This window comes from Dyadobacter crusticola DSM 16708 (genome assembly GCF_000701505.1).
Classification (GTDB): Bacteria; Bacteroidota; Bacteroidia; order Cytophagales; family Spirosomataceae; genus Dyadobacter; species Dyadobacter crusticola.
This window is the reverse complement of sequence record NZ_JNJB01000007.1, coordinates 135,454-158,107: the sequence shown is the minus strand read 5'-3', so window position 1 is coordinate 158,107 and position 22,654 is coordinate 135,454. Positions and strand designations below refer to the sequence as shown.

The 22,654-nt window shown below is 47.2% G+C and carries 13 protein-coding genes; 11 read left to right on the top strand and 2 right to left on the bottom strand.

From position 1 onward, the window contains the following. Nucleotides 1–86 precede the first annotated feature (86 nt). From Q369_RS0111180 to trmB, 3 genes are read left to right on the top strand one after another with little or no spacing between them, the layout of a single operon-like run. Nucleotides 87–1,013: a hypothetical protein gene (locus Q369_RS0111180; protein ID WP_031527893.1), complete on the top strand. Its 927-nt coding sequence runs from the start codon at nucleotides 87–89 to the stop codon at nucleotides 1,011–1,013. Nucleotides 1,014–1,019: 6 nt separating this feature from the next. Continuing rightward, on the top strand, nucleotides 1,020–2,315 hold the full coding sequence (locus tag Q369_RS0111175) for a bifunctional folylpolyglutamate synthase/dihydrofolate synthase (protein WP_031527892.1): 1,296 nt from the start codon (nucleotides 1,020–1,022) through the stop codon (nucleotides 2,313–2,315). An 11-nt stretch (nucleotides 2,316–2,326) separates the two neighbouring features. Then, nucleotides 2,327–2,986, top strand: a complete 660-nt coding sequence (gene trmB / locus Q369_RS0111170) for a tRNA (guanosine(46)-N7)-methyltransferase TrmB (RefSeq protein ID WP_031527891.1) — start codon at nucleotides 2,327–2,329, stop codon at nucleotides 2,984–2,986. Between the two features lie 57 nt (nucleotides 2,987–3,043). On the opposite strand, the gene gap is transcribed toward trmB, so the two are convergent. Then, nucleotides 3,044–4,057 (bottom strand): type I glyceraldehyde-3-phosphate dehydrogenase, encoded by a 1,014-nt coding sequence (gene gap, locus Q369_RS0111165; protein ID WP_031527890.1) that lies wholly within the window; start codon nucleotides 4,055–4,057, stop codon nucleotides 3,044–3,046. A 409-nt stretch (nucleotides 4,058–4,466) separates the two neighbouring features. On the opposite strand from gap, the gene Q369_RS0111160 reads away from it, so the two are divergent. Beyond that, on the top strand, nucleotides 4,467–5,282 hold the full coding sequence (locus Q369_RS0111160) for a 2,3,4,5-tetrahydropyridine-2,6-dicarboxylate N-succinyltransferase (protein ID WP_031527889.1): 816 nt from the start codon (nucleotides 4,467–4,469) through the stop codon (nucleotides 5,280–5,282). Nucleotides 5,283–5,525: 243 nt separating this feature from the next. After that, nucleotides 5,526–5,909 carry a helix-turn-helix transcriptional regulator gene (locus Q369_RS0111150; RefSeq protein ID WP_031527888.1) on the top strand — a complete coding sequence of 128 codons (384 nt, stop codon included), beginning with the start codon at nucleotides 5,526–5,528 and terminating at the stop codon, nucleotides 5,907–5,909. A 15-nt stretch (nucleotides 5,910–5,924) separates the two neighbouring features. Here Q369_RS0111150 and Q369_RS0111145 read toward each other — a convergent pair whose 3' ends face one another. Continuing rightward, the gene (locus tag Q369_RS0111145) at nucleotides 5,925–7,832 is read right to left on the bottom strand and encodes a T9SS type B sorting domain-containing protein (protein ID WP_031527887.1); all 1,908 of its coding nucleotides are present in this window, start codon (nucleotides 7,830–7,832) and stop codon (nucleotides 5,925–5,927) included. Between the two features lie 379 nt (nucleotides 7,833–8,211). Between Q369_RS0111145 and Q369_RS0111140 the strand changes: the two genes are divergently transcribed. The 6 genes from Q369_RS0111140 (at nucleotide 8,212) to Q369_RS0111115 (ending at nucleotide 22,437) form a co-directional block, all read left to right on the top strand. Further along, the gene (locus Q369_RS0111140) at nucleotides 8,212–11,448 is read left to right on the top strand and encodes a SusC/RagA family TonB-linked outer membrane protein (protein WP_229206809.1); all 3,237 of its coding nucleotides are present in this window, start codon (nucleotides 8,212–8,214) and stop codon (nucleotides 11,446–11,448) included. A gap of 11 nt (nucleotides 11,449–11,459) precedes the next feature. Beyond that, on the top strand, nucleotides 11,460–12,968 hold the full coding sequence (locus tag Q369_RS0111135) for a RagB/SusD family nutrient uptake outer membrane protein (RefSeq protein ID WP_031527885.1): 1,509 nt from the start codon (nucleotides 11,460–11,462) through the stop codon (nucleotides 12,966–12,968). Nucleotides 12,969–13,288: 320 nt separating this feature from the next. Next, the gene (locus Q369_RS0111130; protein WP_374754349.1) at nucleotides 13,289–15,583 is read left to right on the top strand and encodes a DUF1549 domain-containing protein; all 2,295 of its coding nucleotides are present in this window, start codon (nucleotides 13,289–13,291) and stop codon (nucleotides 15,581–15,583) included. Nucleotides 15,584–15,765: 182 nt separating this feature from the next. Continuing rightward, complete coding sequence (locus Q369_RS0111125; RefSeq protein ID WP_031527883.1) at nucleotides 15,766–17,187, top strand: DUF1501 domain-containing protein; 1,422 nt, start codon at nucleotides 15,766–15,768, stop codon at nucleotides 17,185–17,187. Nucleotides 17,188–17,650: 463 nt separating this feature from the next. Continuing rightward, nucleotides 17,651–20,896, top strand: coding sequence for a SusC/RagA family TonB-linked outer membrane protein (locus Q369_RS0111120; protein ID WP_031527882.1), 3,246 nt, complete (start codon nucleotides 17,651–17,653; stop codon nucleotides 20,894–20,896). 32 nt (nucleotides 20,897–20,928) lie between these two features. Beyond that, on the top strand, nucleotides 20,929–22,437 hold the full coding sequence (locus tag Q369_RS0111115; protein ID WP_031527881.1) for a RagB/SusD family nutrient uptake outer membrane protein: 1,509 nt from the start codon (nucleotides 20,929–20,931) through the stop codon (nucleotides 22,435–22,437). Nucleotides 22,438–22,654 lie beyond the last annotated feature (217 nt).

The window sequence follows — 22,654 nt, the reverse complement described above, 5'->3', positions numbered from 1 at the left end:
CAAAAAGGAAGCTTCAAGCTTCCTTTTTTGTTGCATACGAATTTTCCTAAATTTACGTTTTCGAGGAAATAATAATTTTTGAGTCAATGATCACATTACAAGCAGAGGATCGTCAGAGAATCGCTGTTTCCTGGGCCTGGTCCTTTGGATTAACGGCAGCCATGCTGGGCTTATTCTTCTTTATCCGGCTGAATAGCTCCATTCCTAGGGTGGAGCCGATGGAGTTGTTTGTAGAAGTTAATTATGGTACAAGCAAAGTTGGAAAGGGAGATATACAAACCTTTAATAAGCCAAATGACAGTAAAGTAGCGCAAAACATGCGTGCCGATGCTGACGAGGTTAAAAAGGTGAAGTCTGTCGCAACTCCCAAACCTACGCCGCCAACCCCGCCTAAAATCGAGTCGCCTAAACCTGTAAAAACAGTTGCAGAAAAGCCTGTGATTGCATCCAAGGTAGAAAGCCCGGTGGAGGCACCTGAGAAAACTGACGTTAAAAAATCAACCGGCAGTGAAAACTCATCTGCACCAGCTGCGAAGCCTGCGCCTGAAAAGGCTATAAACAGGGATGCATTGTTCTCGAAATCATCTGGCAGCAAATCCGGAAGTAATGGTACCAATGGAACGCAGACCGGTGTTGGTGGAAATAACAACGGTGATGATGCAGATGGAGTAGGTGACAAAGGTTCTAAAACCGGTAGTCTTTTTGCGAAGACCTATAAAGGAGAAGGTGGCGGAGGCGGCACGGCAGTCGGCCTGAACCTCTCTGGCTGGGGGTGGGCGAGAAGACCTGTTGTAGACGATAATTCGGACGCCACAGGCGATATCACTTTCAGGATCACAGTTGATAAAAACGGGAGAGTGAAGAACATCGTGACTGCCAGTACCACTGTCACTGATTATTCAGTAGTCAACAAGTATAAGAGCGCAGTAAGAGATCTCACTTTTATACCCAAATCATCAAATGTTCCCGACGAATCTGTTGGTACAATCACCTTTAAAATACGGTCGAGATAACAGGTAATGAACTATCAGGAGACGCTGGATTACCTTTACAGCAAATTACCCGTCTTTCAGAATATTGGGGCCCGCGCTTTTAAGCCGGGCCTTCGTACTACTCAGGAACTCTGTAAATCCCTGGGAGATCCCCAAACAAAATACCCGACTGTTCATGTAGGCGGTACAAATGGAAAAGGTAGTACGTCGCACATGCTTGCTGCGGTTTTGCAGCAGTGCGGCTATAAAGTAGGCCTGTATACATCCCCTCACTTGAAGGATTTCAGGGAAAGGATCAGGGTAAATGGAACGTGTGTAAGTAAGGAATTTGTCGTTGAATTTACCAGCAATATAAAATCTAACATCGATAGATTGTCGCCTTCCTTTTTTGAAGTGACAGTTGCTATGGCATTTACCTACTTTGAAGAGCAGGATGTGGATATCGCAGTGATAGAAGTAGGAATGGGAGGAAGACTTGACTCGACGAACATCATTACGCCACTTGTTTCCGTGATCACAAATGTAAGTCTGGATCATACACAATTCCTGGGAAATACGCTCGCGGAAATTGCTGGAGAGAAAGCGGGTATTATGAAGGCAGATGTTCCGGTTGTGATCAGTGAATGCCAAGGGAATGGAGTCGGTGATGTGTTCGTAAAGCAGGCCAGGTTGTTGAATGCACCTATCCATTTCGGTGATAAAGAGTTTGTCGTGGAAGGCGGGGAACTGATGGAGGGCAAGTTAGAAGTAAACGTTAAGAGTGAAAGCGGAACTCATTCCGAGCAGCTGCGTTTAGACCTGACCGGCTCTTATCAATTAAAGAATTTAGGGGGTGTTTTGACGACGTTGAAAGTTCTGGAAGAGAAAGGATTATCTATTAAGCGCGAAGCAGTTTCAGCCGCACTGGGCTCTGTGGTAGCGCTTACGGGGCTAAAAGGCCGCTGGCAGCAGCTGGGAAGTGATCCAGCTATATTCTGCGATACCGCCCATAACATTGGAGGACTAGAAAATACAATCAAACAGTTTCAATCTCTGCCTCATTCGCTGATGCGCTTTGTTATCGGATTTGTGAAAGACAAAGACATTTCTGCAATGCTCGCGCTTTTCCCGAAAACAGCTGTTTACTACTTTTGCGCTCCCTCCAATTTGCGGGCCTTAGATGCTTCGGAGTTAATGGAGAAAGCTTCCGGGCTTGGGTTGAACGGCTCTTACTACGCTGACGTAAATCAAGCATTAAAAGCCGCTGTTGATGCTTCTGCAAAAGAAGATATTATTTATGTTGGAGGCAGCACATTCGTCGTTGCCGATCTCGATCAGTTATAGTTCAAATTTAAATGACAAGAAGAAAGCTACACCATTACAACTTTAGTGCGCAGGCCGACAATGTAATACAGTCAGGAAAACCACTCTACCAGGAAATAAAAGGAAATTGGAATAATCTGTACTTCAAAAATGATAATCCGATTGTAGTCGAGCTGGCTTGCGGAAAAGGTGAATATACTGTTGGACTTGGACAGATATTCCCTGATAAAAATTTTATAGGAATGGATATTAAAGGTGATCGGATCGCGCGGGGAAGTGCGATGGCTACTGAATTAAATCTTCCTAACGTCGCTTTTCTCCGCGCGGGGATCCAGTACTCACACGAATTCTTTGCAGAAAACGAGCTCAGCGAGATCTGGCTGATCCACCCGGATCCTCAGGTGCGTGACAGAGATGAAAATAAGCGATTGACTAACCCCGATTTTCTGGAAAAATATGCCGGTTTTATCAAACCTGGCGGCCTGTTTTGTCTTAAAACAGATAGTACTTTTCTCTACGATTATAGTTTGGAAACATTGACGAGTTCGTCGAGGTATAAAATCCTGGAACATACCGATGATCTGTACGAGTCTTCTTTGTTGGATGATCATCACGGTGTCCGGACGCATTACGAGACAATCTTCACAGGCAAAGGCTATACAATCAAATACATTAAAGCGACAATATTATAACCAAAACAGCCCGCTGGAATGCTCCGGCGGGCTGTTTTGATTATAAATCAATTGAAACTATTTGTTGATCAATCCAGCGAAATAGTAGACTGTTCTTACCAATTGAGAAACGTATGACATTTCGTTGTCGTACCAGGCAACAGTTCTTACCAGCTGGGTATCTCCAACCTTCTGAACTCTTGTCTGAGTTGCGTCAAAAAGTGAACCGTAGCTGATACCGATGATATCGCTGCTCACGATCTCGTCTTCTGTATATCCGTAACTTTCGTTTGCTGCCGCCTTCATAGCTGCATTCACCTCTTCAACAGTAGTTTCTTTGCCAAGAACAACAGTCAATTCAGTCAAAGAACCTGTAAGAGTAGGAACGCGTTGAGCAGAACCGTCCAGTTTGCCTTTCAATGCAGGCAGAACAAGACCGATCGCTTTTGCCGCACCTGTGCTGTTCGGTACGATGTTCTGAGCAGCAGCTCTCGCTCTTCTCAAATCTCCCTTTGGATGTGGTGCATCCTGTGTATTCTGGTCATTAGTGTAGGCGTGGATTGTTGTCATCAAGCCATTTACGATGCCGAATTTCTCCTCTAAAACCTGCGCCATTGGAGCAAGGCAGTTGGTAGTACACGAAGCGCCGCTGATAATTGTTTCAGAACCGTCAAGAATGTTGTGGTTCACGTTGAAAACGATTGTTTTCAGATCACCAGTTGCAGGAGCTGAGATAACAACTTTTTTCGCACCGGCTTTAATGTGAGCGCTTGCTGACTCCTGGCTTGTAAAAAAGCCTGTACATTCAAGAACTACGTCTACATCGTGCGATCCCCAGGGAATTTGAGCCGGGTCACGCTGTGCGTAAATCACGATATTTTCGCCGTTCACAACTACTGAGTTATCTGTTGATTTAACTTCTGCGTCAAACCGTCCTTGTGCTGTATCGTATTTAAGTAGATGTGCTAGAACCTTTGGGCTGGTAAGGTCATTTATGGCGACAATTTCGATACCTTCCATATTGTAAATCTGGCGGTATACGAGGCGACCGATTCGGCCAAAACCATTGATTGCGACTTTAACTGTAGACATATCTTATTTGATTGGTTAATTATGCGCAAAAATAACAAAAATGGCGTGTATTTAAAGGATAATGGCTGAAAATTGAGGGTTAGTCTTGGGCGGGAATAGTTTATAAGGAGCTATTTTAGCTACTATAATTAGTAAATCGACCCGATCAGAGCTATCGTAATTAGTATTTTTCAGCTTTGTTTTACTAATATGAGTAGTTACCATGCACTTTTATTCTTCTATTAAAATGTTTACTTTCGTTTAGTTGTCTCTTTTGCTTTAAAGCTTCTTGCTGTCTGAGGAGACAGTTTTACTTGTAATTTACTTTGCTATGTGGCTTTTGTGAAACGTGCTCATTAAATTTTCTATGAACATATAACTTCTTGAATATCAAGGCATTTATTACCTTTTATTAATCTATTACTTTAATATGACAGTTGCAGAGACTATTGAGAATTACTGGCAGAACAGAGAACTGCTTAAAGAAGAAGGAGCAAAAAATTTTATTAAGGATCTTATTGAAGAAGTAGACAAAGGAAGACTGCGAGTAGCAGAGCCCCAAGCTGACGGTTCTTGGACAGTTAATCAGGCGTTGAAGAAAGCGATCATTCTTTACTTCCCAATCCAGCAGATGCAGACAACAGAATTGGGAATCTTCGAATACCACGACAAGATGAAGTTGAAGACCGGCTACGAACAACTGGGAGTACGCGTAGTGCCGCCAGCCGTTGCCCGATATGGAGCATACATTTCGAAGGGAGTCGTACTCATGCCTTCATACGTTAACATTGGCGCATATATAGACGAAGGAACAATGGTCGATACGTGGGCAACTGTGGGAAGCTGCGCTCAGATCGGTAAAAATGTTCATCTCAGCGGTGGTGTCGGGATAGGAGGGGTGCTGGAACCAGTTCAGGCTTCACCGGTAATTATTGAAGACGGCGCATTCATTGGTTCACGCTGCATTGTTGTGGAAGGGGCGCACGTGGGTAAAAGAGCCGTATTAGGCGCTGGCGTCACGATCACAGGAAGCTCGAAGATAATAGATGTTACAGGAAGCGAACCCGTTGAATACAAAGGTTTTGTGCCAGAGGATTCTGTTGTAATTCCTGGCACACTGCCAAAGGAGTTTGCAGCAGGCACGTACCACGTCCCTTGTGCATTAATCATAGGAAAGAGGAAGGCTAGCACAGACCTGAAAACATCCCTGAATGATGCATTAAGAGAAAACCAAGTTGCAATTTAATTAGATTTAACGCCTGAAATCTTGAAATGCGGTGCCAATGCGGCATCGCATTTTTTTGTGCCTAAGCTTTTCAACTTTGTAAACTCACCATCGCAATCAGCCATGTGAGTATAGTTACAAAACTAAACTAACCAGGATTTACATTATTACTCGTTAGTTTACAAAATTCAATTACTTTACGCTTGTTGTTAGCTCCTGGGTTTATTACATTTGTAACATCACAGCATTGAAATGCATTTACAAATGACACTAGCCGATAAGATCAAGCAAATACTCGCCGAGAAGGCTCTTTCACCCTCTATTTTCGCAGACGAAATAGGCGTGCAACGATCCAGTATGTCACACATTTTGGCAGGGCGGAACAAGCCCAGTCTTGAAATGGTGCAGAAGATTGTGAAGCGATATCCGGAACTGGGATTAGAATGGATCCTTGAAGAAAATGAGCTGCCACAACTTGCTCCAGAAGAACCCGTACCCGCAAAAAAGAAAGCATTGCCTGGTACAGTATTACCGCAGGAGAAGTTGGTAGAAGAGTCCAGGCTGGTTACAGCTGCTCCGGAAAAGCAGGTTGCCCGAATCGTGATCTTTTACACTGACGGAACATTCAAAGAATTCCAGGAGAAATAAGAGGGTAAGCAGCCATCATTTGAGCAAAAGCACGGTACCAGTCACCTCCTGGTCGACAGTCTTAATCACGTAGGGATAGCTACCGGAAGGCGCTGAGCCGCCTTTGTATTTACCGTTCCAGGGCGTCTCGTAACCTTTCGATGAATGGATCACTTCGCCCCACCTGTTGTAAATGCGCACTTCCACGATCTGATCCCGGGCATTCATGATCTCGAAAGTATCGTTATGGCCATCACCATCGGGCGAAAATGCCGTAGGGATATACATAGGGTCAATTACATCAATGTAGGTGCTTGCCTGGTAAGTACAGCCCGCCGCACTTGTCAGCGTCACAGTGTAAGTGGTATCTGCCGGAGGAGAGGCAATCAATGTTTCGTCACTCGTAGCGGAGAGCATTCCATCGCTTGGGCTCCAATCATAAGAAGCGTTGGTTTGAGGCGGCGTTACCACTGGGCGCAATGTTGTCCGGGAGCCTTTTGTCATCATTTTCCTACCCGGAAGCGTTACTTTGAGATCTTCCTGTGCAATGGTCATGGTATCCCTGCCGTGACATCCTTCAATCCCATTTGTTATATCAATCGAGTATATACCCGGCTCGGACACTTCAATCGTCGCACTTGTGCTGGTGAGGACTGCATTTTCTTTTTTCCAGGAAAGCACATGGTCTGCCGCCAGATTACCCCCGTTTGCATACATAAAAGTTGATGCGCCTTCACAGAATAGGGGAGCGTCTGCCGAGAGTATCGCCTCAATAGGGTCTGCATGCCGGACTTTCACCACCAGTGAGCTGGTGTCTCTTGAACAGATCCGCGTGTAACTTTTTACTACTGTGTAATTGCCCGAATCTTTGACCATCATATTCGGGCCAGTCGCGCCGGGAATGTTCAGTCCATTCAGTTGCCATTGATAAGACCAGTCTGGCGAACTCTCTGTTTTCAGTTCAATGGGACTCTCCGGACAAAATACAATTTCTTGAATCGGGACTGAGCCCATTGTAATTACCGGCGGGGTCGGCAGATCGTTGTTGCAGTCGATAACCAGCAGCTGGAAATCCCTTCTCACAAGCCCGATCCGCTTTCCATTCCGGTACTCTTCGCATTGAATTGCGAAAACGTACAGCCCGGTACGGTTGGCAGTGACTGATAATTTACCCGCATTGTCGATGCGCAATGGTTGCGGCCCGGGAATAGCATTGGTGAGTGAAATCCCGCTTTCCCAGGTTACAAGCGGGTAGGGGCTCCTGGGCGCGGCATTTCCGAAAGGGGCATTCCCGGAAGTAAATCCGCGCATTGGAACCGTAAGTGAATAACGGAGTTCGTCGCCGTCAGCATCGATTGCGCTCATGTTCATACTGAATGGTGTATTTGCACAGATATACTGACCATTCGGTTCCACAAATGCCGGGGCAGAATTGGCGATCTGCAAGGGTGGGAATTCGAGGTAAAACACCATCCCGTTATCTCCCGGAGCTACTATATTGTTGATATCGTCATTGCGGCAACAGCGTTCCCAAACGAGATAATAACCTTCTTCGTCGCTGTATTGCCTGGGATCCAGTGTAATCTGCCCGCTGTAAACACCAACGCTCGTATTAAGTGATCTGCTGGTTGCACAGGCCTTATTCTGGTAAGCAATTGGGGTAGTGGATTGAAGGCGCACTCTCAGTATCTGTACCAACTGGTTCGCGCCTTTGCTATAAAAGTAAATATCCGCAGTTTCGTCCCGGTTACCGCCCGTGTTCTGACCTGGAATGACCAGGTTGTTACTATCCCAAAACTGGATCAAACGGATTTCATAGGTATTCGTATTTCCTTTCCGGAGCATCTGCAGCTCTCCTCCAACGATGTGATTGGCTTCAACGAACGTTGTTAGGCCAAAAAACAATGTTAGTATCAACCAAAATACCGGTACAACTCGTCTCATACGCCTGAATGTCTAACAATTACCTATTCTTAAAGTTAGTTAATACAACCAATATACTGAGCCGTACCAAGGCCTGTTTTTGGTCGAACTATATTAATTGTTCCTTTCTTACACTTTTTGGCTTTTACCGGACAGAACAGGACAGTGACTGTTCCAAATCAAGATACTATTGCGTGAAGAAGAACAATTCAAATCTAAAATTGTACTTATCCGATAATTCTACTATGCGCAATAGCTGCTGTCCCGGGACTGAAAGGTCGGGCGAATGCAAACACGTGCCGCATTTACATTGTCCACCAAACCCAATCTCCATGTCCAAGCATTTACAAATGCACTTGTAACACAAAATCAAAAGTCCAACCTAACCCAGTCCTAAACTATGAATCTACCTCGACTATTGAATCCTGACACCTGCCTGAAAGTGCTCCCGAAGGTACTGCTGCCGCAGGTGTTCATGGGAATTCTGTTGACCGGTGTAACAAGTGCTAATACAAATGTTACCAGCACTTTACACGCCGCAACGCACGTGTCAATTGACAAAACGATTACAGGCAAAGTCAGTGACGAGAAAGGCTTGTCGCTACCCGGTGTGAGTGTGATTGTGAAGGGTTCCAGCTCGGGAACCGTGTCAGATGCTGACGGTAACTATTCCCTCAATGTTCCCGAAACAGGCAACAGCGTATTGGTTTTCTCTTTTGTAGGATACCTGACAAAAGAAGTAACGGTCGGTAATCAGAGCGCCATTGATGTGCAGCTTGCAGTCGACACCAAAGCGTTGGAAGAAGTGGTCGTGGTCGGCTATGGTACCCAACGCAAGCGCGACATTACTTCGGCACTGTCGGTGATCAATATGCAGGACATTGGCGAGGTTCCTAAGTCGAACGTAACCAGGATGATCCAGGGCCAGGCGCCAGGTGTTATTATCAAGCAAAAAAGTGGGACACCCGGTCAGCAGTTTGAAGTAAAAGTGCGCGGGATCAGCTCTCTTGGCGCAGGCAGCGATCCTTTGTACGTAATAGACGGTTTTCCCGTCGGTATCTCGGCTGGACAAAATCTCAATCCAAATGACATTGAGACAATATCCGTCTTGAAAGACGCTGCGTCTACGGCGATCTATGGTGCGCGGGGTTCGAATGGAGTGGTTTTGATCACAACCAAATCAGCCAAAGAAGGCAAGACTTCACTTAACATATCGGTCGACTACGGCGTGCAGAATGTACCAGAGTCGCGCAAGACCAAGGTACTGAACGGACAAGATTTTGCCCAGTTCAAAAAGGAGGTTTTTGAAGGAAGATTTCTGTTAGCTAACAAGCGGAACCCCACCATCGAGGAAATTCCAATGGACTTCCGGTACCCCGAACAGACCAAATATTCCACCAACTGGTTTGACCTGATCCTGCATAACAATGCTCCATACACCGATGTTAACGTAACACTTTCATCCGGTTCTGGCCCCATAAAGTCTGTTATTTCAGCGGGTTATTACAAAGAAGCAGGTGCATTGAAATACACCGATTATGACCGCGCTTCCATACGTACCAACCTGATGGGCAATGTAAACAAGTTCATTACAATGGGCGTAAACATTGCCGGTAGCTATTCCAGGTCCAGCCTGGCGAGTACCGATGGTCGCAATGCGCAGGTTGGTCTCACCCTGATCGCCGATCCGCGCTATCCTGCTTATGACGAGAAAGGTGAGCTGATCCCCTATTACAATGGTGTTGGCGACGTTTTCGGCTTTCCAAACCCTTTGTACATGCTTAAAAACATCAACCGCGACCGGAACATCGCAGACGTGCTTTCCAATGGATATATTGAATTGAACATACTGCCGGGGTTGAAATTCAGATCTTCTTTGAATGCGAAAATCAATTACAACAGGTACAAAGAGTTTGTGCCTTCCACCATCGGCTTGCCTGTTGCGACCGGCAGCAACGGAGCGCCTCCACGGATCGCAACGGAGCGTGACGACTCGGAAGAACTACGCAACTATGCCGCTGACCAGTTGCTTACCTACGATCTGAATATCGGCGAAAACCACCACTTCGATGCATTGCTGGGCTACACCGCACAGCAGGAAACTGTCAAAGGTTTATACGGAAGTGGTAACACTTTCCCCGACGATCTGGCGCCGTTCCTCGGCAATGCAACGATCCGCTCGTCCAATTCTATGGAAAGAACCTGGACGATGATTGGTTACATGGCGCGGGCAAACTATTCATTCAAAGACAAGTACCTGCTTTCAGCTTCCATCCGCCGCGAAGGCAGCTCGCGTTTCAGCGAAGGGCACCAGTTCGGTAACTTCCCAGCCGCGTCTGTCGGTTGGAGACTTTCCGAAGAACGGTTTATCCCAAAAGCTGCTTGGCTTACCGATCTTAAACTTCGCGCAAGCTGGGGTATGACAGGTAACAATAGCTACGCAGTGAGTGCCAACAACAATTTTGGTGTAGGACAGAATGCAGGTGATGATGGTAACTACGCCAGTCTCGCATTCCTGGGGATCAACAACTACGTGCTCGGCAATTCTCTGGCTTCCGGCAAAACGGTAACCCGCTTTGCCAACTCGGAACTTTCGTGGGAAAAGTCAAACCAGCTGAACATAGGTCTTGACCTGGCCACATTTAACAACAAGCTCGTTTTTACATTGGAATACTATAAGAAGATCACCGACGATATGTTGCTTGGTTACAGCATTCCCGCAGTATCCGGTTTTACATCTACCCTGAAAAACCTTGGAAAAGTTCAGAACCAGGGTTTCGAATTTGCTGCTAATTACCGGATCAGAGTTGGCCAGGTGAACTTTCGTACCAATGCAAACCTCACCATCAACCGGAACAAAGTACTTGCAATCCGGGGCCAGAACGACTTCATTTTGCAGGGCAGCCAGTACGGCGGCTACAATATCCAGCAGGTTGGACAGCCCATTGGAATGATTTTCGGCTATCGCAAGCTCGGTATCTTCAATACGCAGGACGAGATTAACAAAGCGCCATTGCAGGAAGGTGCGGTACCAGGTGCGATGATATTTGCGGATTTGCACGGAGCACCCGACGGCGGCCCCGACGGGATTGTTTCCTACGACACCAAGGATATGACCATTATCGGAAACCCCAATCCAAAGTTTAACTGGGCCTGGACGGTCAATGGAGATTACAAGGGTTTTGATTTCAGCGTATTGTTGATGGGCGCCTACGATTTTGATATTTACAGGAACATCGAGGCTTCTACAATGAATATGGATGGCGTTTTCAATGTACTGGAAAAAGCCAAAGACCGGTGGAGATCACCGCAAAACCCCGGCCCGAATCCGGCCGACAAGCATTCACAAGGTGGTACTGATTATTTTAAATGGTCGCGAGAGAGCAGCGAACGCTACGTGTACGACGGTACTCACACCTGGATCAAAAACGTGACCATCGGCTATACGATCCCGAGAGTGAAAGGAGTATTGTCCGATGCGCGGATTTTTGTAAATGCAGCCAACTTGTTCCTCATCACGAAATATCCGGGAAATAACCCTGACGCCGGCGTACGTGGTGGAACGGAGCTCAATAATGATGATGAGTCCTACCCGGTTCCGAGAACCTACTCCGCAGGTATAAAAGTGAACTTTTAAAAACATTGGAAATGAAAAGCAAAATCATACTAGGCATAGTGGCGCTGGGGTTACTGCAATCTTCCTGCAGTGAAGACTTCCTGAACCAGACAGACCCGACGAAAGTGGGGGTAGATATATTTTACAAAAACGAGGCGCAGGTAAAGCAAGCATTAAATGGCGTTTACGGACAAGTTCAGAGTTTGACCAACACCGGCTACATCTTCGGGGAGTTTTATACAGACAACACAACAATCGACCTGAACCCGTCGGACCGCGGTGGCGCAGGCGGTTGGGAAGCATTTGAATTTGGTACCGTTAACTCGGGCAATGGAGAAATCGCCAACCTTTGGAACAGCTACTACGCGACGCTCTACAATCTTAACCTTACGCTGGAAAAAATGGCGAATGCGACCATAGAAGAAGGTCCGCGGAAGGAAATTGAGGGACAATTGAAGTTTCTAAGGGGGTACCTGTACTTTAACCTGGTTCAATACTTTGGAGATGTAGTTATTGTCACTTCAACACTCGCCACGCCCGATCCGGCATTTGAGCTTGTCAGGTCGCCGCAGGCAGAAGTTTGGGCCCAGGTTGAAAAGGACCTGAAAGAAGCTGCTGCCGTACTGCCTGCCAGGTATCCGAATGCGGCGGATAAAGGCCGCGTGACCAAAGGTGCCGCTTTGAGCCTTTTAGGCAAATCGTATCTTACCCTGAAAAGGTACGCAGATGCGGTAACCACTTTAAAAGAGGTCACCACGCTGGGGTACGCGCTGAATGCAAATTACGCCGACAACTTTGATCCCTCACCTGCCAAAAAGAATGGCGTCGAATCCATTTTCGAGATCCAGTACCAGGGCGATAATGACCTGGGTGAATGGAGTACGTTCCAGTATGTATTTGCCCCCCGGGTGTCCAAAGGCGCGGTCACCGGTTATGCAGCCGGCGGGAACGGCGGCCGGAATTCGCCCACAAACGACATTATTGAAGCTTACGAAAAGGATGACCTGCGAAAGGATATTTCACTGAAAACGAGCTTCACACTTGACGGCAAAGTTTATCCAGTTCCTTACGTATCGAAATACAATTACCCGCATACCATCATCGGTCGCACCAACACCAACTGGCCGGTGATCCGTTATGCTGATGTGCTGCTCATGCTTGCGGAAGCGATGAACGAAGAAAGCGGCCCGACTGCGGAAGCTTATGATTACGTGAATCAGGTTCGCAAACGCGCAGGTTTGGCTGCATTGACAGGTTTAGACAAACTTGCATTCAGGACTGCGGTGCTGAAAGAACGCAGACTGGAACTTGCCTTTGAAAATCACCGCTGGTTTGACCTGAAAAGAACGATGACTCCTGCACAATGGGCTGCCTTCATGAATGCACACGGTGCGCGCGAGAGAGCAAAACCGACTATCGACCGGGGGAATGTGCCTTTCAACTCAACTGATTATGTGTATACCGAGAATGAGTACGTGCTGCCGATCCCTGCACCGCAGATCCTGATCAATGCAAAGCTGACCCAGAATCCGGGATACTGATGTGATTGAAGGATAAGAAGTTAAATGTGCTTATCCTTCAAAAATTATCACTTATTTAAGAACAAACCGTTATCTTACTAATAATATTCGTGCTAAGCTGACGGAATCCAAACATCTGAAAATTCATTCATTAACTACATCGGATAATATCTTTACAAGACAGAACAGGATGGAACAAAGTTATTAACGCCCTAGTATTGTGTTTTTTAGGTAAAAGCTTCACCCGATTATTCCTGAACCCCTAATTCTTTTTGATTGTGTTACTTCAAGCAAACGAAACATTCTGGCTCTGGCAGTTTTTAGGGCGGTTGCATCCGCTGATGGTCCATTTTCCCATCGGATTGCTGCTCGTTGCCCTTTTACTTGAATTGATGGACTGGCGTCGCAAGTCGGCTGCATTGCGCGATGCTACCGCCATCGTTACCTGGGTAGGCGCCGCTAGTGCGCTGCTTGCTGTTGTTTTTGGGTTACTGCTGGCAGACTCCGAAGACGCAGGTGGTACCAGCTTTGAAATCCACAAGTGGTCGGGTATTGCAACAATGGCGCTTGCAGTTGCAGCAACGTTTGCATTAAGATCCAGAAGCCGCTCGGTTTTCCGCTCCCTGCTGTTTGTTACTGTTTTCGGTGTGTCCTTCGCAGGACATTACGGCGCAATGCTTACCCATGGCGATGACTACTTGTCAAGCGTGTTACCATCCTCCGACACCCGGGAACCCGCCGGTACCGAAGAAGCCGATTTTGTATTGACCAACAACGGCGCATTAAGTCCCGAGCAGGTACAAAACCTGAATGTGGAAGTCCGCACCATTCTCGCGCACAACTGTTACAGCTGTCACAGCGAAACCAAAACCAAAGGCGATCTGCGGCTCGACAGTAAGGAAGCAATTATGAAAGGAGGCGAAGGCGGGCCTGTGCTGGTGCCAAATCACCCGGATAAAAGCGAGATCATACGCCGCATTACACTGCCCAAAGGCGATAAGGAAGCAATGCCGACCAAAGGTAAAAGGCTCACAGAGCGAGAAGTGAATGTCCTGAAATTCTGGATTGAAAAAGGTGCATTGTGGCCCGAAGGACAGCAGAAGAGCATTTATCGAATAGCCGCACTCGAACCCAGATCTCCTGCGGTACCGGCACCGACAGCGGAATTGAACAAACCTGTTGACTTGTTTGTAAATGCTTATTTCAAGAAGAACAACATAGCATGGAAGCCCGCCGTAGACGATCGCCTTTATATCCGCCGTGTTTACCTCGACATCATCGGATTGTTACCGCCACCGGAGAAAGTGGACGCATTCATCGCAGATACCAGGGCTGACAAACGTGAAGTACTGGCAAGAGAGCTTCTGAGCCGCAATGACGATTACGCACAACACTGGATGTCGTTCTGGAACGATGCATTGCGCAACGATTACTCGGGTACCGGCTACATCACCGGCGGTCGGTTTGATATCACGAAATGGCTTTACAGCTCTTTGCAGAACAACAAGCCTTACAACTGGTTTGTAAAAGAGCTGATCAGGCCGAACAAGGAATCAGAAGGTTTTATAAAAGGTATCAAATGGAGGGGCACGATCAATTCCAGCCAGCGCACCGAAATGCAGGCCGCCCAGAATGTATCTCAGGTATTTCTTGGACTTAACCTGAAATGCGCCTCCTGTCACGACAGCTTCGTGAGCGACTGGAAGCTTGCAGACGCTTATGCATTCGCAAACATTTTCGCAGATACGCTTCTTGAAATTAATCACTGCGATAAGCCCACCGGCAAAATCGCAGGTACTAAAATGCTTTTCCCTGAGCTGGGTGAGATCAGCGTGGACGCACCCACCGAGAAGCGCCTGCGCCAGCTTGCAGATTACCTGGTTCAACCCAAAGACGGTCGGCTGTACAGAACAGTAGTAAACCGCGTGTGGGCCCAGCTATTGGGGCGCGGTATTGTAGAGCCGGTAGATGTAATGGACAATGTACCGTGGAGTGCAGATCTGCTCGACTGGCTGGCTTCGGATTTCGTCGCCAATGGGTATGATATGAAGAAGCTGATCTATACCATTGTTACTTCCAAAACATATCAGCTACCGTCAACTTCTGTGAAAGAAGCCGACGATATCATGGCGAACGATTTCAAGTTCACCGGAATGGTGCGACGGAGATTGTCAGCAGAACAGTTTTCAGACGCGATCAGTACGGCATTCAGACCAATGTATGCCGACTCCGCCATTATGTACAAGCGGCTTCCAGAAAATATCAAAGAGCGCCTTCCATTTGCCCGGGCTGCCTTTGTGAAAAACGATCCATTCCTTACTTCGCTTGGCAGGCCAAACCGCGAGACCGTGAGCACGAGCCGCACTTCGCAGGCTAATCTGCTGCAAGCGCTGGAACTGACCAATGGGAACAAGTTTACGGAAACCCTGAAATCCGGATCGAAAGAATGGAAAGCTAAGTACCAGACTTCCGACTCGCTCGTGACAGCATTGTACCGGAAAGCACTTGGCCGGACACCGTTGCCCAGAGAGATCGCAGCAGCGAAAAAGATACTCGGCCCAGCGCCTAGCGAAGAAGGAATTCAGGATTTAGTCTGGGCAATCGCGCTGGTACCGGAGTTTCAATTAATATACTAAGCTAACAACTTATTTTACTTACTTAAAGTATAATAAGTATGCACCTGATAATTCTTTAAATACATATATAAATTATTTGGCACCTGATACTCTGAGTACATATAGTACAGGTATGCAATATTGAATGTACAGTACCGTAATTCTAATAATTCGTTCATTATTAATGTTTAAATACAATAACAATGCAAGGCAAATGGAATAGGAGGGAGTTTTTGCAACATGCGAGTGCTGCAACACTTGCTGCATTAGCGGCAGGAGCTCCCGTTTCAAACCTGCTTTCTTCCTGTAAAAGCAAGTCAAACTCCTCGGCAGATACCGTGATCCTTCTCTGGATGGCGGGAGGAATGGCGCATACCGAGACGTTTGACCCGAAGCTTTACACGCCTTTTGAGAAGGATATGGAAGGCAACCGGGTACTGAGTACTTTTAAGTCGCTGCCTACAAAGCTCGATGGAATTCACTTTTCCGAAGGTTTGCAGTCCATTGGAAATGTAATGGACAAAGGCACATTGATCCGGTCTTATGTGGCCGCGGATATGGGACACATTCTGCATTCACGACACCAGTACCATTGGCATACCTGCTACGAGCCGCCGCAAACCGTAGCCGCGCCGCACATTGGTTCGTGGATTGCGAAGGAACTCGGGCCAAAAAATCCGGTGATTCCTGCGTTCGTGGATATCGGTCAGCGGTTCACGGTAGGTGAAGCAGAAGAGCTGAAAGCTTTTCATACCGCCGGATTTTTGGGAAATGAGTTCGGTCCATTCTTCATTCCGGATCCGAGCCAGGGGCTTGAAAGCGTTCGCCCGCCCGTTGGAATGGATGCAAAACGGTTTGAGCGAAGAAACCAGCTTTACAATGAACTGATCAATAACAGTCCGATAGGGGAATTCGGCAGCGATTACCAGCGCGAATCCCTGAAACGTTCCATGGAACAAGCTTACGCGCTGCTCAATTCACCGGAGTCGAAAGCATTTGATCTGAGTACAGAACCTAAAAAGAGCTACGATATCTATAACACAGGAAAGTTCGGGCTAGGCTGCCTGCTGGCGCGCCGACTGACGGAACAAGGCGCGCGGTTTATCAGCGTAACAACCGAATATGAACCGTTTAAAGGCTGGGACACGCACGAAAACGGCCACACCAGATTGGAAGAAATGAAAAAGCAAATCGACGGACCTATTGCGCAGCTGATCAAAGACCTGGATGAAAAAGGCTTGCTGGACCGCACCATGGTAGTTCTGGCGAGTGAATTCAGCCGCGATATGATGGTAGAAGGCCGGCCAGATGCCAAGGTATTGGAACAAGTAGCCCAGCCAGACATTCTTTCGGATATTAAATTTTATGGAATGCACCGGCATTTCACTGACGGTTGCTCCATGCTGATGTTTGGAGGCGGTATCAAAAAAGGGTTCGTTTACGGCAAAACTGCCGACGAGCGCCCCTGCAAAACCATAGAGAATCCGATCAAGATCGATGGGGTTCACCAGACCATTTACCACGCACTCGGCATTGCAGAAGATACGCAGTATGAAGTCGAGAAACGCCCGTTTTATACAACACCCGACGGAAAAGGCAAAGCTGTAATGGAGCTGCTAAGCTGACTTTCTACCTTCCCCAATGCAAGCACCTGGGCACCCCGGGTGCTTTTTATTTATTCTGTCCTACAAAAACCAAGAAAATTAAATCTTTCTTAAAACCAGACAGAGCAGGACAGTCGATACTGGTAATCATTCTACTATTGCAGAAATATTACTTTGAGAATTAAATGTTGGCTTTTTGTACTACCAAAGCCAGTTTGTTCTTAAAGTATTCCTATTTCAGAAAACCCAACTCTCTTCAACTTTCTTAATGGAACTCGTAATGAGGCACTTGGTGCGTCTCAAATCCTATATGAATTAATCAAGATTAAATACAAGTATTTCAATCAGATATTGACTATTCCTAAACATGATCATTGTTCACCTAAATCCCGCCCGTATGCCAAAAGTCTGTTATTAAAGTAAAGCTCAATCTCAAAAGTCCTTGAATGGACAAACCTCGACAACAAAATTAAAGCTAAATCCTATGACTCAATTTCGACAATTTCCCTATTGTTCCGGATTGAATTCGTTCATAAAACTCTCGCTGAGCCAGGTGCTCATAGGCGCAGCTTGTGGACTGAATGCGTACGCCGGTAACTACTCCGCGATCCCGAATGCTTATACCGAATCAGGAAAGTTTGCAATCGACAAAAACATCAAAGGCAAAGTGACCGATGAAACCGGCGCAAGCGTGCCCGGCGTAAGTATCCTTGTGAAGGGAACTACAACCGGGACTGTTTCCGACGCCGATGGTGCTTATTCGATTAACGTACCTGACCAGGGCGCTATTCTGATATTTTCTTCCGTCGGCTTTGTATCGCAGGAAGTGCCGGTTGGCAACACGAACACAATCGATATCAAGCTTTTAGCCGATTCAAAAGCACTTTCTGAGGTGGTGGTGGTAGGCTATGGCAGCCAGCTGAAAAAGGAGATCACCGGCTCTGTGCAAACTGTGAAAAGTGAAGAATTAAAAGATATTCCGGTATCTCAGGTGACGCAGAAGCTACAAGGGCGTCTGGCTGGTGTGCAGATCAACCAAACGACCGGAAAACCCGGACAGGGTATGTCGGTCCGCATACGGGGTCAAGTCTCGGTATCTGCTGGAAGTGAGCCGCTTTACGTGGTTGATGGTTTTCCGATCACAGGTACCATCGCCCAGATGAACCCGGACGAGATTGACGATATCACAATATTGAAAGATGCTGCCTCGACTTCCCTTTATGGTTCCCGCGCGGCAAACGGCGTGGTTTTGATTACAACAAAAAGAGGAAGACCGGGCCAGACGAATGTAGGTTTCAATGCATTCTATGGTTTCCAGAAGGTGCCGCAAAAGGGAAGAATCGAAATGCTTACGGCGCAGGAATTTGCCCAATTTAAAAAAGAGCTTTACGAAGATGAAAACAGAGCGGTACCGGAGATTTTCCAGAATCCTGAGCAATATGCGGGAAAGAACAACGACTGGTACGGTGCATTGCTGCGCACGGCGCCCATTCAAAGCTATAACCTGACGGTGAGCTCAAACCGGGAAAACATGCGTACATCCCTGGTAGCCGGTATTTTCAACCAGCAGGGTGTTGTGATCAACAACAATTACAAGCGCTTTTCCCTGCGGATGAATACCGAATATGATATATCCAGCAAGGTGAAAATCGGCTTTAACATCGCGCCGCAGTATGTATACGACAATACGCCGAGAACTGACGGGGACCGGGGAACAGGTATTCTCTTCAATGCGCTGCACACCTGGCCGATCATGCCGATTCGGGATGAGAATGGCGATTTAACCAAATTCAACAGGTTGCCGGATAATACAGGAAACATCTACGCTTATCCCAACTGGGTGCGCGCTGCAAGTGAGCTGACCAACGAGACTAAGATTACAAAACTGCTCGGCAACAGCTACTTGCAATACCAGCCAGTCAGAGGGCTGACCTTGAAATCGACCCTGAACATTGAGATGGAAAGCAACAAATTCTTCTTCTTCAATCCATCCACGGCAACAAGCGCGATTAACGTACCTATTCCGACCACTGCTTCTTCCATTCGCCAGAATGTCCAGAATTTCTCCTGGCTGAATGAGAACCTTGCAACCTACAACCACAGCTTTGGAGAAAAGCACAATTTTGAGCTTTTAGGAGGATTTACCCAGCAAAGGTTCCGTCAGGAATTCGACCGTATCACCACGAACACCTATACCGACGACCGCCTGCCAACTATTCAAGGTGCATTGAACATTGACCGCGGCGGCAGCTTCAATGTCAACGGTATATCAGGTTCAAATACATTTAATGGTGTAAATGAATGGTCGCTTCTGTCCTACATTTCACGGCTGACTTACAATTATAAAGGCAAATACCTGTTTACAGCAGCTGTCCGCGCCGACGGTTCGTCCCGTTTCGGTGTCGACAATCGTTGGGGTACGTTTCCCTCTGTATCGGCGGGCTGGGTGGTATCAGACGAAACTTTTATGCAGGATCTCACCAAAGTGTCGTTTGCCAAAGTTCGCGCGAGCTACGGGGTGATTGGTAACAATAACATCGGTAATTACACCCAATATGCGCTGGTGAACAATACAACTAATGCAGTTTTTGGAAGTACCGTCGCTACTGGCGCTAACGTGACGTCACTTGCCAATCCGAATTTGGGTTGGGAAACAACCAAGCAGTTTGATATGGGTCTAGACCTGGGACTTTTTAATGACCGGATCCAGTTCATCTATGATTTTTACACCAAACGTACTACCAATCTGTTGTATGCGGTTCAGGTGCCGCAGGAGTCTGGATTTACCAATTACAATGACAATATCGGTGAGATCAAATTCTGGGGACATGAATTTTCAGTTACATCCCGCAACCTGGACGGTAAGTTGAAATGGACCACCAATGCGAATATTTCTTTTAACCGAAACAAGGTTCTGGAACTTGCGCCAGGTATCGACCGCGTGTATGGTACGTTCCACATTACTCAGGTAGGGCAGCCTTTCGGGCAGTTTTATGGTCTGGTGAAAGACGGATTTTACACGAGTGCCGAAGATCTGGCAAATTCGCCGGTTATCCCTGGCCGCTCCGCCATTGGTACAATCAAAATGCGCGATATTAATGGCGACGGTGTGATTACAAACGGTGGTGACAACGACGATCGGACGATCATCGGCAACCCATTTCCAAAGTTTACTTACGGGATTACCAACAACCTGAGCTACAAGAACTGGGATCTGTCGATCGTGGGCTCCGGCTCGCAGGGGAACCAGCTTTGGGTGCGCCACTTGTACAGTACAGCCAACCTCGACGGTGTTTTCAATATGGTGGCCGGCGTGAAAGACCGCTTTCGTGTTAAAAATGTAACCAAGCCAGACGGAAGTGGAGTAGCTACCACGGTGATCACTCCGGGCAAGGGAATGTACGGCGCGACGAACAATGGAGGAAACTTCACCGGCATCGAGCGCGACTGGAACAGCTCGCACTTCCTCGCAGATGCTTCTTATTTCACTATCAAGAATATCACGCTGGGGTACAACATCGGGGCAGTAAATAAATTCTTTAAATCAGCCCGCTTGTATGCTTCGATTCAGCAAGTGTATGTTTTCACGAAGTATTGGGGCGGACCTAACCCGGAAACCAGCTCTCAGGCAGACGGACAAAGTGACGGCGGCAATCTAAGCCAGGGCGTCGATTTCTCAAACTATCCTGTACCACGTACCTGGACTTTGGGTGTTAACCTGAATTTTTAATGAAGATCAGACTCATTTAAATCCGAACAAAAATGAAGATAAAATATATAGCAGCCTGGTTCCTGGCCACCGCTCTGACCAGTTGCGGCGACAACTTCCTGAGTGTGATTCCGGAGACTGCATTGAGCTCAGGAATTTTCTTTACCTCACAAAATGACTTTCAACAGGCCGTGAATGCCGCTTACGTGCCGCTCCGGCAGATGTTCAATGAAAGAGCCTGGGTACTGGAAGAGATGCATTCCGACAACACTTATTATGCACGTAACATACTTTTCGGAGCAGTAGATGCGACTGAAAACGTGGCTGATTTTGCTGTCCCGACAGCTGGCGGCGTTACCGCGAATGATAACGTTCTTGTGCAATACCGTTTGAACTACCAGATTATCGCACGCACAAACCAGGTACTGGCATTGATCGATAATGTGGATTTTGACTCAAAGGCGAAAGCAAACTTGAAAGGACAAGCGCTCTTCCTGCGCGCATTCGCCTACTTTGACCTCGTACGTCTGTTTGGTAAAGTACCGCTGCACCTTACTCCGGTGACAAACCGCGAAGATGCGCCACTCCCGCTTTCCTCGACGGAAGAGATTTACGCTCAGATCGAAAAGGATGCGACTGAGGCAAGTAGTTTACTGCCGAATAAAGCAGAGCAGGAGGCCGGTCGCGCTACATCGGGCGCAGCTAAGACCTTACTGGCCAACCTGTACCTGACACAGAAAAAGTGGCCGCAAGTAGAAACTTTGATGAAGGATGTGGTTGCGAAAGATGGTTACGCATTAATGCCGGATTACGCAAATGCATTTTCAACAACGACCGGCAACAAGAACAATCAGGAATCGGTTTTTGAAATCCAGTATATGGAAGGATCTGCCGGCTACAACGGTAATCAGATCTACCGCTTCATTCCGGCCCCGATTACCTCCAAAGAACTGGCGCCGATTACCGGAACTTCTAATCCGCAGGACATTTCCCAGGAAAGCAACAATATTCCCACTCCAGACCTCATCGCCGCTTACGAGCCTGGTGACAAACGGAAGGAAGCTTCGATAGGCTATGTGACGCTGAGTTCGAGTCAGGTGGAAAACAAGGTTTATCCTTATATTAAGAAGTATGCAAAAACGCATTCGCTTCACAATAACACGGGTCAAAACTGGCCGGTATACCGCTATTCAGAGGTATTGCTGTTCCTGGCAGACGCATTGAATGAGCAAGGCAAGACCGGCGAAGCAGCTACCTACCTCAACCAGGTACGGAACCGTGCGGGCCTGGCTAACACCACTGCTACTTCCCAGGCGACGATGCGCGAGGCGATATTCAAAGAAAGGCGCGTGGAGCTTGCTTTCGAAAACAAACGCTGGTTTGACTTAACCCGCACCGCCCGCGTGAAAGAGATCATCGGAGCTTACGGGGCCAAAGTAAAAGCGAATCCGGCAGCCTACTATTTCCCAAAAGGCGCAGTCCCACCACCAAATGCCTTCACAGTACTTGATGACTACTACGGACTTCCTGCAGTGGAATCAGCACTAACGCCGCATTTTTAATTTTGAATGACTGAATGAGTGAATTGTGAATGAGTGAATTTTGAATGATCCGCTGTGGAATGGGAAGGAGCCGCCCTGGAACGGGGAGTCGGTGAGTTATGATTAGTGAGTGATTAATTTTCGCATCACCTTTCCGACAATACTTGGGTTCTCTAAGTAAAAAGTGCAGTGAGCGTTGCTGGCTGCACTTTTTACTTAGATACCTTTTAATCTATAC